Origin of the sequence: Mycobacterium parascrofulaceum ATCC BAA-614 (genome assembly GCF_000164135.1) — a bacterium.
GTDB lineage: Bacteria > Actinomycetota > Actinomycetes > Mycobacteriales > Mycobacteriaceae > Mycobacterium > Mycobacterium parascrofulaceum.
Genome location: NZ_GG770556.1, coordinates 273593 through 286190 on the forward strand (window position 1 = coordinate 273593; position 12598 = coordinate 286190).

The 12598-nt window shown below is 65.9% G+C and carries 14 protein-coding genes and 2 pseudogenes; 7 read left to right on the top strand and 9 right to left on the bottom strand.

The window, feature by feature from the left end:
* Positions 1–482, top strand: a 482-nt coding sequence (locus HMPREF0591_RS21160) for a ParA family protein (protein WP_007170681.1), incomplete at its 5' end; no start/stop codon positions are given.
* Complete coding sequence (locus HMPREF0591_RS21165; RefSeq protein ID WP_007170682.1) at positions 482–1324, top strand: ParB/RepB/Spo0J family partition protein; 843 nt, start codon at positions 482–484, stop codon at positions 1322–1324. The genes HMPREF0591_RS21160 and HMPREF0591_RS21165, both read left to right, overlap by 1 nt.
* Before the next feature lie 136 nt (positions 1325–1460).
* On the opposite strand, the gene HMPREF0591_RS21170 is transcribed toward HMPREF0591_RS21165, so the two are convergent.
* Entirely contained in the window at positions 1461–1901 is a 441-nt protein-coding gene (locus tag HMPREF0591_RS21170; protein WP_007170683.1) for a MerR family transcriptional regulator, read from the bottom strand.
* A 184-nt stretch (positions 1902–2085) separates the two neighbouring features.
* Here HMPREF0591_RS21170 and HMPREF0591_RS32460 point away from each other — a divergent pair, with 184 nt between their 5' ends.
* From HMPREF0591_RS32460 to HMPREF0591_RS32465, 4 genes are all read left to right on the top strand, one after another.
* Positions 2086–2247 (top strand): hypothetical protein, encoded by a 162-nt coding sequence (locus tag HMPREF0591_RS32460; protein WP_007170684.1) that lies wholly within the window; start codon positions 2086–2088, stop codon positions 2245–2247.
* A 933-nt stretch (positions 2248–3180) separates the two neighbouring features.
* Positions 3181–3888 (top strand): DUF6345 domain-containing protein, encoded by a 708-nt coding sequence (locus HMPREF0591_RS21175; protein WP_007170685.1) that lies wholly within the window; start codon positions 3181–3183, stop codon positions 3886–3888.
* 92 nt (positions 3889–3980) lie between these two features.
* Complete coding sequence (locus tag HMPREF0591_RS21180; protein ID WP_007170686.1) at positions 3981–4667, top strand: hypothetical protein; 687 nt, start codon at positions 3981–3983, stop codon at positions 4665–4667.
* Positions 4664–5038, top strand: a complete 375-nt coding sequence (locus tag HMPREF0591_RS32465; RefSeq protein ID WP_007170687.1) for a hypothetical protein — start codon at positions 4664–4666, stop codon at positions 5036–5038. The genes HMPREF0591_RS21180 and HMPREF0591_RS32465 overlap by 4 nt, the downstream gene beginning before the upstream one ends.
* A gap of 318 nt (positions 5039–5356) precedes the next feature.
* Here the strand turns inward: HMPREF0591_RS32465 and HMPREF0591_RS34030 are convergent, their stop codons facing one another.
* A complete protein-coding gene (locus HMPREF0591_RS34030) occupies positions 5357–5809 on the bottom strand; it encodes a zeta toxin family protein (protein ID WP_244269043.1) in 453 nt (150 codons plus the stop codon).
* A gap of 396 nt (positions 5810–6205) precedes the next feature.
* A complete protein-coding gene (locus tag HMPREF0591_RS21190; RefSeq protein WP_007170690.1) occupies positions 6206–6679 on the bottom strand; it encodes a hypothetical protein in 474 nt (157 codons plus the stop codon).
* 253 nt (positions 6680–6932) lie between these two features.
* Between HMPREF0591_RS21190 and HMPREF0591_RS32470 the strand changes: the two genes are divergently transcribed.
* Positions 6933–7097, top strand: a complete 165-nt coding sequence (locus HMPREF0591_RS32470; RefSeq protein ID WP_157137533.1) for a hypothetical protein — start codon at positions 6933–6935, stop codon at positions 7095–7097.
* Positions 7098–7215: 118 nt separating this feature from the next.
* On the opposite strand, the gene HMPREF0591_RS34035 is transcribed toward HMPREF0591_RS32470, so the two are convergent.
* From HMPREF0591_RS34035 to HMPREF0591_RS21215, 6 genes and pseudogenes are all read right to left on the bottom strand, one after another.
* Positions 7216–7407: a hypothetical protein gene (locus tag HMPREF0591_RS34035; RefSeq protein ID WP_244269058.1), complete on the bottom strand. Its 192-nt coding sequence runs from the start codon at positions 7405–7407 to the stop codon at positions 7216–7218.
* A 372-nt stretch (positions 7408–7779) separates the two neighbouring features.
* Positions 7780–8172: pseudogene (locus HMPREF0591_RS34575) on the bottom strand (DUF2637 domain-containing protein); the annotation flags it as partial.
* A gap of 210 nt (positions 8173–8382) precedes the next feature.
* Positions 8383–9873: a coiled-coil domain-containing protein gene (locus tag HMPREF0591_RS21200; RefSeq protein WP_007170693.1), complete on the bottom strand. Its 1491-nt coding sequence runs from the start codon at positions 9871–9873 to the stop codon at positions 8383–8385.
* Positions 9870–10511 carry a hypothetical protein gene (locus tag HMPREF0591_RS21205; protein WP_244269045.1) on the bottom strand — a complete coding sequence of 214 codons (642 nt, stop codon included), beginning with the start codon at positions 10509–10511 and terminating at the stop codon, positions 9870–9872. Before HMPREF0591_RS21205 ends, HMPREF0591_RS21200 begins: the two co-directional genes overlap by 4 nt.
* Positions 10512–10703: 192 nt before the next feature.
* On the bottom strand, positions 10704–11663 hold the full coding sequence (locus HMPREF0591_RS34045; RefSeq protein WP_007170696.1) for a DUF4226 domain-containing protein: 960 nt from the start codon (positions 11661–11663) through the stop codon (positions 10704–10706).
* A 99-nt stretch (positions 11664–11762) separates the two neighbouring features.
* A pseudogene (locus HMPREF0591_RS21215) lies at positions 11763–12598 on the bottom strand (hypothetical protein); the annotation flags it as partial.

The window sequence follows — 12598 nt, forward strand, 5'->3', positions numbered from 1 at the left end:
AACGCCTCGGAGAGCTGCCCGGTATCCAACACGTCTACGTCGACACCCCTGGATGGATCGACCTCGACGCCGGCGACGACGCCGGCGACCCACTGGGCCGCGGGCCCGCCGCCGACGCCTTGCGGGTCGTTCTCGATGTCGCCGACCGCGTCATCGTGCCCATCGAAACCGAGCCGCTCAGCTTCGACCCGACCGCACGCACCATCACCAAAGTCGTCCAACCCCGGCGCATCCCCTACACCGTCGTCATCAACAACTGGGACCCCCGCGACGGCGCCCACGACCTCAACGAGACCAAAGAATTCGTCAAAAACAACGGCTGGCCGCTGGCCCACACCGTGATCCGCCACTACAAACTGCACGCCCGCGCGAGCGCCGACGGACAAGTGGTGACCGAATACCCGGTCAACCGGGTAGCGCTGCAAGCCCGCGAGGACTTCTACAAGTTCGCCCTCGAACTCAACGTCGGGGGTGCTCGCTGATGGCCCGCGGACAACGCACCAACCTCGCGAGCCTCACCAGCTCCGTCGGCGACAGATCACCGGTCGAGCAGCTCAGCGCGATGCCCAGTCGCACGACGCCGCTAACCGACCTGACGCCCAACCCACGCAACCCGCGCGACGACCTCGGCGATCTGTCCGACCTGGAATCGATCGCCGACATGCAACTGCAACCCGTCGTCGTCGTCACGAAAAACGCCTACCTCAGGCTCTACCCCGACGATGTCATCACCGCCCGCTTCGTCGTCATCAACGGCTGCCGCCGGCTCGCCGCCGCCCACAAGTACGGCCGCACCGATCTGGCCATTGTGGTCAACGACGACGTCGCCCGCGACCGCATCACCCTGATCTCGGCCTCGATCGCGGAAAACGTCGACCGAAAAGACTTCGACGTCATCGAAGAAGCCAAAGCTGTGCAGGCCTTGGTCACCGAATGCGGCAGCGCCGCCGAGGCGGCCACCCGCTTACGAAGAACTCAAGCCTGGGTCTCCCAGCGGCGCGCGCTACTAGGGCTGGCCCCCGAGCTGCAAGCCGCCTTACGCCGCGGCGAACTGGCCATCCGCGAAGCCCGCAACCTCGCGCTCGTGCCCCTCGAGGAGCAAGTCGCGCGATGGCGGGCCGCACAGGAACGCAACACCGACCCACCCCCGCCCGGCACCAGCACCGACACCCGCGTGCCCAGCCCGGCGCGGATCATCGCCAGCGCACTGCGCCAATTCCCCTCACAGCCGCAGCTTCTCGCCGAGGCGCTGCGCACCCAGCTCGGGCCCGACGGCATCAAAGCGCTGCTCACAGTGCTGTCCGACCAACCCGCTCCCATCTGACACGTCAGCCGCATCGTCACCGTGACGATTCGACGCCGTATCACGTCCTCACCCGAAGGGCCCAGCGCCGCAACTACATTGGGTCATCGCCGGTCGATGCGGTGAGTTCCACTCAGCGCGCGAACCGCTTCGAGGATCAGAGCTGGCCGGCCAGGTCGCCCAGATTGCCCGGCGTCATGAATTGCGCCAACGCATCCAAGTAGTTGCGCGCGACGGCACGGTATTTGTCGGCCGCCTCGCTTGTGGCGCGATCGGCATCCAGCAGGTCTTGCTGCGCGGCGATCAGCAGCCGGTTGGCTTCACTCAGCGACACAATCTGAGCCCGGAGATCATCGACCACCGTGACCGGCGGCGGGGGAGGAGCCGTGACCGTTAGCGGCGGCAGCTCGTCGGTGTAGACATACCAACGCAACCGCTCCGGACGGGGCATCGCCCCACCCCGAATCTCGCCGGCCTTAATCGCCCGGATGATCGTGCGCGGGTCCTTGCCCAGCCGTTTGGCGGCTTCCGACAGCGACACCACCGCACCGCCCGGTGTGGTTTCCACACCCGGCGGCGGCTGCTTGGGCTGTGTCATCGTCAGTAACCCCGGCGCGCGATCGCCCTACTCCCGAAAAGGCCATATGCTGCTAATTAGCAACATCATAACGACATGGCCGCGCAATGTGGGCCTAGATGCCGGTACTTAACGACACAAATGCTCTAAACTAACGACATCACACCCAGCGGAGACGACACCGCCGAAGCGCCGGAGGGACAAGGTGAGCAACAGCGAGCAGCGCAAGCTGACAGGCAAAGTCCTGGTGCGCTTTACCGAAGAAGACCTCCAAGCGCTGCAACGAGAAGCCGACCGCCAAGGCGTCAGCCTCCCCTCGCTCATGCGCGATCTAAGCCTGCGTACCCTCGTCCCGCAGGCCTCCTAACCCCAGCAGTCCTCGACACCAGCATCCGGCTCGCGCCGGTTCACCGCGGCCGGGTATGTGAGGCAAGAAAAGCACAATTCGGCCGCAATCCTCCGCAGCGCCTATCGCCATGGCTTGTTGGGCGCTTAGCAGACGGCGACGATCGCCCTGGTAGGGCCCGGGCCCTCTGCCTGATCAGCCAGCGCCAGGCATCACGTTGCCTCGGTGGCCCAGTAGCGATGACACGCGCTGCACCAACGGCGGCACAGTTCACCGCATGTTCGTCAGCGCCGAGAAGGTCTCGTCGTTCGAGGCTCACGTCCGCCGAAGACTTTCCCCATCTCGACTGGAAGACCCCTCCCACCGGCTTGGTGCAATTGGGACGAGATGACCACGCCAGCAATCGTCCTTGACGACACGCCTCAACTTACGCTGCCAGACCGACACCTAGGGATTTTGGAATCTGGGGGTCCGGGCTGTTCTCAAAATGCGCTAGTTCGCGCTGGTAGATGACCGTTTTAGCTTCTCACAGATTCAGGCTGAAACTGGTCAAGTCCGCTCGATTCTTGGTCATAATCGCCGAATAGGCGGCAACGCCATTCGAGCTGATTCGGCGGTATGAGTCGCTTCGAATGTTCCTACCGTTATGTCCCGTCGTCGGGGCTCCCGGTCATGCCGGTGAGATCCGCGGTGATCGCGCGTTTGGCCAAGGCGATGACTTCGGCGAGAAGGTCGGGAACTGTTCGGGGGAGTTCATCGCTGCCTGGTCGGCGGCGCCACGACGCCTACCGGGACTGGGCGAGTTGGGGATAGCCGTCGTGTTCCTCGGGGACGTTCTCTCGGCGGCGACAATTGGCGCGGCGGGGCGGTCTCACAGAAGTTCGGGATCTGTGCGCGCGGTGGACACGGCCGAATTATTCTAGGTCCGGCCGACCGACGGAACGGGACGTAGCTATGCCAGCCAGCATCACGGTGGGTGTGGGGTGGTCCACGCACTTTCCGGGCAGCCTGATTAGAAAGTTCACCTACCGTCAGCTCCGCTACGCATACCGGTCGCCCTCGTTCGTCGCCGACGCAATGCTCGCCCGCGGGAGCCACCTGCGATTCTTTACCTTCGATGAGCGACTGACTGCCCGAGATCTTGACGGGACCGCGAATGCGATCGCGGATTCGATTGACCTCCTCTACGTCGCGTCACACGGTGAGTACTCCCGGGGATCGTCGACCTACAAATTCATCCTTCACAGCGGCGAGTGGCTCGTGCCCAGCGGCAACTTCGGCGCCGCCGGCCCTTCTGTCGCAGTATTTGACACATGCGACCTCATCGACTTGGCAGACCCGCAGTGGCACAAAGCGTGGCGAACCGCGGGACCACAGCTGAGGCTGGTGTTGGGCTTCGCATCGCCGGCAACGAGTGCCCTCGACTCCACGTTGCGCGGCCAGGACTTCGCCGACTCGATACTCGCAGGCGACCCCATTGGGCCCGCGTGGTTACGCGCCGTCCATGCCAACAGCTACCCCGGCCGAGATCGAGCGATCGCGATCGGACTCGGCGACGACCCTGCCGACGCCGACTGGGCACTTCATGAGATGCGGATCTCGCATCTGCCGACCCCGCGATCCGCTGGTATACCGGCGATCAGAGCGGAGGTCTGTCATTGATCTGGACCACGATTGAGCCGGACCCAGGCTCCGTCACTCGATGGATACGACAGCGGCAGTCCGCGGAAATGCCACCCCGCGCATATGAATTGATGCCGTCACACCAACTCTTCGATGAGCTGACCGGCCGAATCGCCGAAATCGGCGTGGGCCCGCTTCGGGCGATAAAGTTCCGGGAACGCGCCGGCGGCATGCGCGTGCGGTTCGGCGCCAGCCCGGGCCTCGCAGACATCGGACCCGACCTCTTCCGACAACTAGCCGTCGCCGCCGTCGCCACAGACGGGCGCACCCCTGAGATGAGCCTGCCGGATGGAGATCCCGATGGGGACGACGACGGGCAACGCCCCGATGCCGTCGGGTCCTTGGTGACCGCCGAGTACTGGTTTCCGGTTGACGGCTTCTTACCCGTCGGGCCGGGCGGTCGCATCACCTACTATCGCTCGGCCCGCCTCGTAGAGATTGCTCTGCACATCCGTGGCGCGGCTGTTCACGGCCGGTGGCGAGATCCTCAACAGGTGGCATCAGAGATCTTCGCCGCCCACGGCGGAGAGATCCGCGAGGACGAGCGATTGCAGGCAAGCTTCGGCTACTACGAAGCGTCGAGCGCTGTCACGCAGACCTTTATGAGGCCGGTGTTCGTGACATTGGTCGATCGGCGGTCTCGCTCGGACGGCCCGCGCTGGCGGCTCACCTCCGTCCACGCGGCCACCGATATTCCCGAAACACCCCTCACGGCGGGTCTTTTCCCCGCCGGCGACGATTCCTGGAGGCCCCAATGACTGCATCGGATGCCGCGTTCCTTGGTTCGATCGCGCTGGGCGTTGCGATCGCGATAGCTTGGCCGACACTATTTCAGGCGGTCCGCAAAGAGTTTCCCGCTGAACAAGGCAGGTGGCCGAGCTGGGTCAAACCGACGGTACGCAAGTACGGGCTGCTGTTCATTGTCAGCGTCTTTGGTGCAGTGGTGGTTGCCGCGCTGTATCACCAGAAATCAGCCACGAACCCCGGATTTTGGACGGCGCTGCTGCTCGGCGTCGGGTTCGAATCCACTCTGGAGAAAGCTATCTTCCCCAAAAGCTCAAACAGGAGACACATACCCGGAGAATCGGCTCCGAAAAACGTCAGCCCGCCCGACGAGACGACCGAATGAACCCGCGACTGACCTGGGGTGACATGACAAACCGTTTCTTCGGGGGCTCCGTTCGTACTTTGACGACGCGCGCCGGTGGTAGCCCGCGTGTGCTGACCTATGCGGACGGCTAGGAATCCGAGCGCTAAGCGACAGATCGGACCACGTTAGTCCCCCTAACAAAGCACGGCGACCATCCACAACCTTGTTCACGGGCAGATGTGCGACACATTTCACGTGTTTCGATCGGGCACGAGCACCGCTCGGCGGTGCTCGTTGTAGAGCAGGACAGCAGAAGCGTTTCAGCTTGGTCGGGTTCGAGCTCGGACCACGGGACCATCACTGGAAGTAGGACCTTTCGTAGATGACTTCCATTGGGCCCGTTGCGGCTCGGCGCAGGATTGTCACGTGTACGCGCGGGATTTCCCAGGTCTGGATCGCGGTGTTGATGAAGTTCTTGGCGTTGGTGGTGCAGACGGATTCGGCGCCGGGGGCTGGGTAGCATATGTCGATCGCGTCGGCCGGGGTGAACCGGCCGCCGAGCGGGTCTTGACCCTTGGCCCATTCGAGACGGAGTTTCCACCAACGGTCGAGGGCGCTTTGGTGGGCTTCCTCTTCTTCGATATCGATGCCATACACCTCGACGTCGAAGTAGTCGTTGTCGGCGAGCTCGCGAAAGATGTTGGGGCCCTGGAGATGCCAGGTGAGGGTGCCCTCGATGACCACATTCTCCTTGAGGCCGGTGCACGTTTGCCGGATGGCTTCGGCGAGGCGCACCGACTCCACATGCACCAGTGCGGACAATTCGCGTGGCGCGAGCCCATGGCCGTCGGCGAATGCGCCATGGCCAGCAGGCGGTCGTAGATCCCGTCAGCGACGGCTTGCCTGATGAGGTGGTCCTTGACGATGTCGGCGTCGATGATGCGGTACTCATCGAGGTCGGCGATCTGGGCCTTGAGTAGGGCGCTCTTGCCGGCGCCGGGTGGCCCCGCTGCGACGATGGCGGTGCGGCCGCCGAGACGGGGATTGGCCTGGCTCAGATACCAGTCGATTGTGTCTTTCTGAAACCGGGCCCGAGCGATGTCGCCGCGCGCGTAGAGGCGTGCGGTGCTTTGGTCAGAATCACGATGCAGAGGCGCTCCGGGAGCCGATAAGGCGGTGAGCTGGGCAGCGACTTGCGCACGCAGATCAGGGAAGGGGTGCATCGCGTTGGCGGTCGGCCAGCTGCTCGAATTCGTCGTCGCTGAGTTGACCCCGGTAGAAGGCCATCTCGATGGCGTCCCAGTCACCGGTCATGTACGCGTCGGTGGCGACACCACCGATACGGACCACACCCCCGAAGGTGTAACGCCAGTTCATGAGCTGGTCCATCATCTGCTCGGTGGTGATGAGTCCGGCGGTGCGCCGGTCGATGATCTCGGCCGGCTTGACGTCAAGCTGGCTGGGGTCGTCGTTGACGCGCCGTAGAATGCGCTGGATCGTGGCCTGGGACTGATTGCCGACCAGGTCGCTGATCTGCCGTTGACTGAGGCCCTGGATGGTGGCTGCTTCATAGATTTCGCGCTCGAGTTCGCGATCGGCTACACGCCGGCGGGCCGCGATAGCCGCAAGTCGCTGCTCGGCTCGTTGGGCGATGGTCTGGCTGGCGGATTCGGTAGACATGCGCACACCTCCTGATTCATTATGAATCAGGAGGTGTGCGCCGTCAATGACGGCAGGTGACGTTGCCGCAGAAGCGTCCGATAGTCCGTTTGTCCGAGGACTCCTCGACGCGGAGCCCGTACGGCTCCTTCAGCAAGGCGGCGGAGATAGTCGGCGACTTCGTCGCTTGCGGGGCAACAACTCAGGCGAGTAGCTACCCGGATTCGTCGGCTATCCCACCGGTCGTTGTGACCCCGGCAGTACCCCCGCGGTGATGGGGCGCACCACGCAATCTTTGATCGTTGTCTGTGAGGTCGGACCCGCCAACCACTACTACCGCGGCGTCCGGCTCAGCGACGGTGCCAGCATTGAACTAGCCAACGCCGTGCGGTCTTCGGGCGGAATCGACGTGACCAATCCGGTCGACGGAACCCGCTAGCAGGTGCGACCCACCGGCATCACGATCACGTCGCCCAGTGGCCAGGTGTTCTCCGAACCCATGCTTGAATACGCGGCAAAGTAATCCCTCGCTTGCCGCGACGTCCAGGAACCGATCCTCAGCAGGCCGGAGATTCAGCCAAATTTCCGCCGCTGCGCAGGGCGGGTCCGACGCCAATCCGCCGGTTAAACATCCCGCGATCGTGCGCACCGGCCACGATGCGTCCCACCGTGCTGTGATGCAGATTGTGGCGCCGCCCGATAGTGCTCGGCGCGGTTCCCGCCGCGTTTTCAGCCAACACCGCCGCCACGATCGCCGGATCCTTTGACGTCACACCGTCGCGGACGAGTTCGTCGGCCGCTGGACGCCACCGTCTGATGTCGGCGGCCTGGACAGGTACAGCCGGCGCGGCCTCTACCGCCGCCAGAGACCGTTGAGCTCCCTCGGCTTGCGGCCATCCCGGCTGATCCGGCGTAGCCAGGGGAGAAGCCGCCGGCCCGTGCGCCGGCGGTGGGGGAGCGGGTCGACGATCGCCCGGGGCACTACTGCTGGTGGCCGAGGGGACAGAGCCCGCCGCCCGAGACTGCACGGGGTCAGTCGTGGCCGCCGAGATCGCGGGGGCGACAACGGATTGGGGGTGCTGCGCGGCCGCCAAGGGGCGGGGGGGAGACAGCGACAACAGCGACAATGTCGAGTTGGCGATGGAGACGTCGATGGACACCGGCCATAGCCACGCCCGAGACGTTGGCATGCCCAGCATCACCGTCAGGTCACGCAGAGCGTCAAACGACAGAACGAACGCGCATCCAGCCAGCGCAAACGTCATCGCCAGCGCACACCAGTAGATAACGCCGATCCGGCGAGTCTTGACGAGCAGGGCAACCGAGTGGGTGGCCCCCAAAAGCACAGCCGGTGGCACGACGGCCGCCGCGCCGGCCAGTCGAGCCGTTCCTGGTGGCGCCGTCAAAACTGCATGGGTCACGTTGCCGGCGACGGAGACACTGGTCGCTAAGAACAGCCAGGTCCAAAAGAACCGCACCGCCCCCGTCTCATTCGTAGTTCCCCGGGCAACCATCGATCACCTTCCCGCCGCATGCATCAGTCCGATCGAGGCTGTGGTTCAAGCCTTCTCGGGAGCCGACCTTCTTAGCGTATGGCCGCCAGAGTGCTCCACCTGCACAACTTTCCCCGCTGCACGAAACGCCCACGAACTCATGCTCGCGCGCTTGGCTGTCTGGCGGGAGCCGCTCAGCGTGCTATGCGCACAACGTCGGGAGTGTGCGAATCACGTTCTGCGCCAGGGATGCTCATCTAACATCGCGGTGACGATCTGCACCAGCTCGGATTCTCCGCTCACCCGCAGCTGCTCGACCGCGGCCTCAATCCGTTGCAGCAGAGCGCCATAGGCATTAGCCGCGACCGCCACATAGTTCTCGGCGGCCTGCACATCCCACGCCGTACTGAAGCGCGTCGGGAGGGTGCGCAACTCTTCGGACAGATGCCAGGCCTGCTCAGCGGCTGCGCCCACCAGCCTGCGCACCAGCTCCGCATCAGTGCCCTCCTCCGGGCGGCCCCGCCCGGACACCGCGGCCTCAAGCACATAATCGACGTCGCGCACCGTCGACAAAGCATCTTCAATCGCCCCCGTATAGGCGCGGATCCCAGCCGCAGGAACGGGAATGCTCAACAACGTGTCCCCCGCACCCGGGTCTTTGAGCCCGGCGGCCCGGCGGATTTCCTCGCGCTCGGCGTGAACGCGTGCGATCTCGGCGTGCACGGCCTCATGGGCGGTGGCAATGGCCGCATCAGCCTGTCGGCGGGCCTCGGCGACATGTGCGCTGGCCTCGGCGCGCACCTCCTCAACCTCAGTGTGCGCTCGAGCGATTGCCTCCTGCGCCGCGCTGCGCGCCTGCGCGATCTGCACCTGCGCGGTCTGCTGGGCAGCGGCAATCTCCCCGCTGGCCTGCCCACGCGCGGCGGCCACGGCCGCCTCGGCATCCGCGCGGACCCGCTCCAGCTCGCCACGCACCTGCTCCACGCGATGTTCGGCGGCCTGGCGCTCGCTCGCACGTTCGGCGATGCGCTGCTCGGCCCGCTCCTCGGCCGCCCGAACCTTCTCCTGAGCAGCTGCGACCTCGGCCTCCGCGTCGGCGCGCACCCGGGCGAGCTCAGCGCGCAGTTCCTGGATGGTCTGTTCGGCGGCCGCACGTTCCGCGCTGCGCTCGGCCGCCCGTTCTTCGGCCCGAGCCTCGGCGGCGCGCAGCGCTTCTCGCGCCGCTGCAGCCTCGGCTGCCGCATCGGCGCGGACCTGTTCGAGCTCGTCGCGCAGCAAGTCCAACCGCTGTTGAGCCGCAGCCCGTTCTTCGGCGCGCTGCGCCTCCTGGCGTGCACTTTCCGTCTTTGTCGCCCTGGCCAGCTCGCGCGCCGCGGTGGCCGCGCGCGACGACCGCTCGGCCTCAGCGCGCGCCATCTCCGCAGCCGCTTCGGCATCCCGCCTATCTTGGTCAGCTTTTTGCGCCTGGCGCTCGGCGACCACCCGCAGCTGATCAGCGTGCACCAATTGCGCCACCGGTGACAGGCGCTTGGGTGCTGGACCGAAACGGTTGCGGTGCTCGATGAGCTCCTCTTCACTCATCGCGGCCACCGCGGCGACCGCCCCCGAGGGGGCGATACCTTGGCGGGCTGCCGCGGCCACGGCGGCTTCGGCGCAGCGTTTGGTCAGCGCCGCCCACTCCTGGACGCCCAGTTCCTCGATCTGTTGGACCAGGGCCGTCATTGCCGGCGGCGCCTTCCCCCGGTGCCGGTGCTGACCTGGCGCGCCGGAGCGCTGGGCTGCTCACCGGTCGCGGTGGGCGCGGCGTCTGGGGCCGCGCCGGATGCGGCCCGCTCCCCAGGTGTCGCCTCTTGGGCCGCGGAATTCGGCGCCGCGAATTGTGCCAGTGCACCGCTTTGGCGGGCCAGTACGCGCGAGAACTGATCGAGCTGCACCGCCGCGGCCTTCGCCAACGTGGCATCGCCCAGCTTTTCGGCGTCGTCGTGGATGCCCTGCAGCACCGTCAACGCCAACTCCGGCCCTAGCCCCACCGTGGCGCCTTCACTGGCCGCCGGTTCGATGCTGCCCTTGTCCACCACCCAGACCAGCCTCTCTCGGCATTCCTGGATGCGCGCGGCGCGGCGCCGTTCGTCGCGTAGCTCGCGCTGATGGCTTTCTTGCTGCTCCACCAACGCTCGGTGCCGTTTGGTCGCGCCGCGCACCGCAACGGCAGCGACGACGGCGACGATGAGGGCGGCAAGAACTGCTAACGCGCCCGCGAAGCCCGCTGATGTCAAGAACTCTCGCGCCGGTGGCAGCGCCGGCATCCCTTGCGGTGGCGAAACCTGTTCAGCGAGCAGTCGCGGGCTAGACCCAGTCATCAAACGCTCCTTTGTGTGCCGGATAAAGGACGAACAGTGCGGCTCCATGCCGTGACGCATTGACTGACCCGGCCGGATCGCGTGAGCCTTCGGGTGTGCCCGGCGGGCGCGACATCACCTAAATTCCTCGGCCCCGGGCGCGCCGCATCATGACAAATGTTGCGGTGTCTAGGGATTGGTTGCATGGGGACCTCAGTGCGGACCCGGTACCTGTGGCGCCCACCAGCCCGGCAGGTATTCGTAGTATCCGTACGGGGCCTTGCCGCCTTCGCCGACGTGGATCACGTCGCGCACGTCAATCGGCTGTTGGGGAGCCGGCGGCGGTGGTTGCGGTTGCAGGTATTGGCGAGGATCGGGGGCGAAAATCCCCGGAGCCAGCTCGGTGGTCCCGTACGGCCCCCGCTGGTGGGGATCCAGTCGGGTAATCGTGGCATTGTCCAGGGGGTACTTGGCCGGTGCGGGACCCGACATCGAGTCATCGATGGGATACCACAGGCCGGGCCCGATCTGCTTGGTGCCATACGGCGCCTTCTCGCCTTCGCCGACGTGGATGATCTTGGTGACGTCGATCCAGTAGCGGGGGTCTTTGCCGTGTGGCGGCGGGTCCCCCTGGCTCGGGGAATCGGGCGGGGGGGCTTGGCCAAAGCCAGCGCCCTGGATCCGGTCGCCGCTGTGGTAGTCGAGGGCGCGGATTTGGCCGGCCAGGGTGGATGATTGCTGCTGGGTGGTATTGACCGCGGCATTGGCCGCCGAGACCTGATTACGCAGGGCTTGCAGCAGGGTGCGTTGGGCGGCGGGGGAGCGGACGCCCGGTGCGGATTGGGCCAGGGCGCGGGTTTGGTCGGTGATGATATCGAGTCGTTGCGCGCCGGTCTGATTGAGCAGCGCTGCGCTGCTGAGGCTTTGGTACAGGCTGGTGTCGCTGTGGCTGTTACTGGTCAGGCAGGTGGCGGCGTCGGTGACAAAGCCGCGGTGCTCGTTGACCAGATCGCCGGACATCACCGCCGCGCGGCTGCCGGCCGCGCTGACTGTGTGGGCGGCCGATTCCGGGGCGGGCTCACCGGCGGCGGGCGGCTGGGCGGAGGCGCCGAACAGCGCCCGGGAACGCTGCACCACCGCCAACGTCTGCGCGGCCACCTGTTCAATCGACACACCAGCATTATCACCCGCCCACCAGCACCCCGACGGCGCTAACTGATCACGGCCCGGACCCTGCTCCAGGTGTTGGGGGTGTCAGCGTTGGGTGATCGGCTAGCGCGGTTCCGGCGCGGCGATCATGCTCGGGATCGTCGGCGTGGGCGCCAAGCCGCCGACAGGGGACGCGTTCACGATCGTGAACTGCCCACCACAGCCGTCGGGCATGTAGTACTGCACGGTCGGATTGGCCGCCGACAACGATGCGATCTGCGGCAAAGTGATCGGTTTCCAGTCACCGATGTGCGGCGGTGGGTTGATACCGGCCAGACCCCCGGTGACCGTGCCGCCGAGTTCCCCGGTGATCTCATTGGGCCCCTTGGAGGCCCAAGCCGGACCGCCCAGGTTGACCTGGGTGAACCGCTGGGACTCATAGGTGTACTGGACCCACTGCTGCCGATGCCCGTCAGAAGGGTCGATGCGCATGTAGGGGGTGTAGTCCACCCCGGAAATGCGGAACTTGTACTGCTCTTGCAGATCAGCAAAAGGCGGCGCATTGTCGTCCGCCCACGTCTTACCGCCGGGGACATAGAAGCCGGTCGGCCCGCCCGCCAACCCTGAATCCCACGGCCGGTGACCCGTCCACGGGTCGGGCGGGTTCTTGCCCACGTAGGGCGGAGGAACGGCGTCTACCCAGTAGCCGAACCGCTCATCGCCCACAAAGGGGTTGCGCGGATCGATCGCCGGCGCCGGAGCGGCCGGGTCGGGCCAGCCATGCTTGTCATCGACAGGGTGGATGTGGTCGTCCGGAACGGTCGCGCCCCCGGCGGTGTGGTAGTCCAGCGAGCGGACTTGGCCGGCCAGGGTGGTTGATTGCTGCTGGGTGGTGTTGAGAACGGTGTTGGCGGCTGAGACCTGATTGCGCAGCGCTTGCAGCAGGGTGCGTTGGGCCG

Excerpts from the sequence above, each read along its gene's own strand:
- HMPREF0591_RS21175 (WP_007170685.1), top strand. The coding sequence starts at position 3,181 with ATGCCAGCCAGCATCACGGTGGGTGTGGGGTGGTCCACGCACTTTCCG.
- HMPREF0591_RS21200 (WP_007170693.1), bottom strand. The coding sequence starts at position 9,873 with ATGACGGCCCTGGTCCAACAGATCGAGGAACTGGGCGTCCAGGAGTGG.
- HMPREF0591_RS32470 (WP_157137533.1), top strand. The coding sequence starts at position 6,933 with ATGGGGCGCACCACGCAATCTTTGATCGTTGTCTGTGAGGTCGGACCC.
- HMPREF0591_RS21165 (WP_007170682.1), top strand. The coding sequence starts at position 482 with ATGGCCCGCGGACAACGCACCAACCTCGCGAGCCTCACCAGCTCCGTC.
- HMPREF0591_RS21205 (WP_244269045.1), bottom strand. The coding sequence starts at position 10,511 with ATGACTGGGTCTAGCCCGCGACTGCTCGCTGAACAGGTTTCGCCACCG.
- HMPREF0591_RS32465 (WP_007170687.1), top strand. The coding sequence starts at position 4,664 with ATGACTGCATCGGATGCCGCGTTCCTTGGTTCGATCGCGCTGGGCGTT.
- HMPREF0591_RS21190 (WP_007170690.1), bottom strand. The coding sequence starts at position 6,679 with ATGTCTACCGAATCCGCCAGCCAGACCATCGCCCAACGAGCCGAGCAG.
- HMPREF0591_RS21180 (WP_007170686.1), top strand. The coding sequence starts at position 3,981 with ATGCCGTCACACCAACTCTTCGATGAGCTGACCGGCCGAATCGCCGAA.
- HMPREF0591_RS21170 (WP_007170683.1), bottom strand. The coding sequence starts at position 1,901 with ATGACACAGCCCAAGCAGCCGCCGCCGGGTGTGGAAACCACACCGGGC.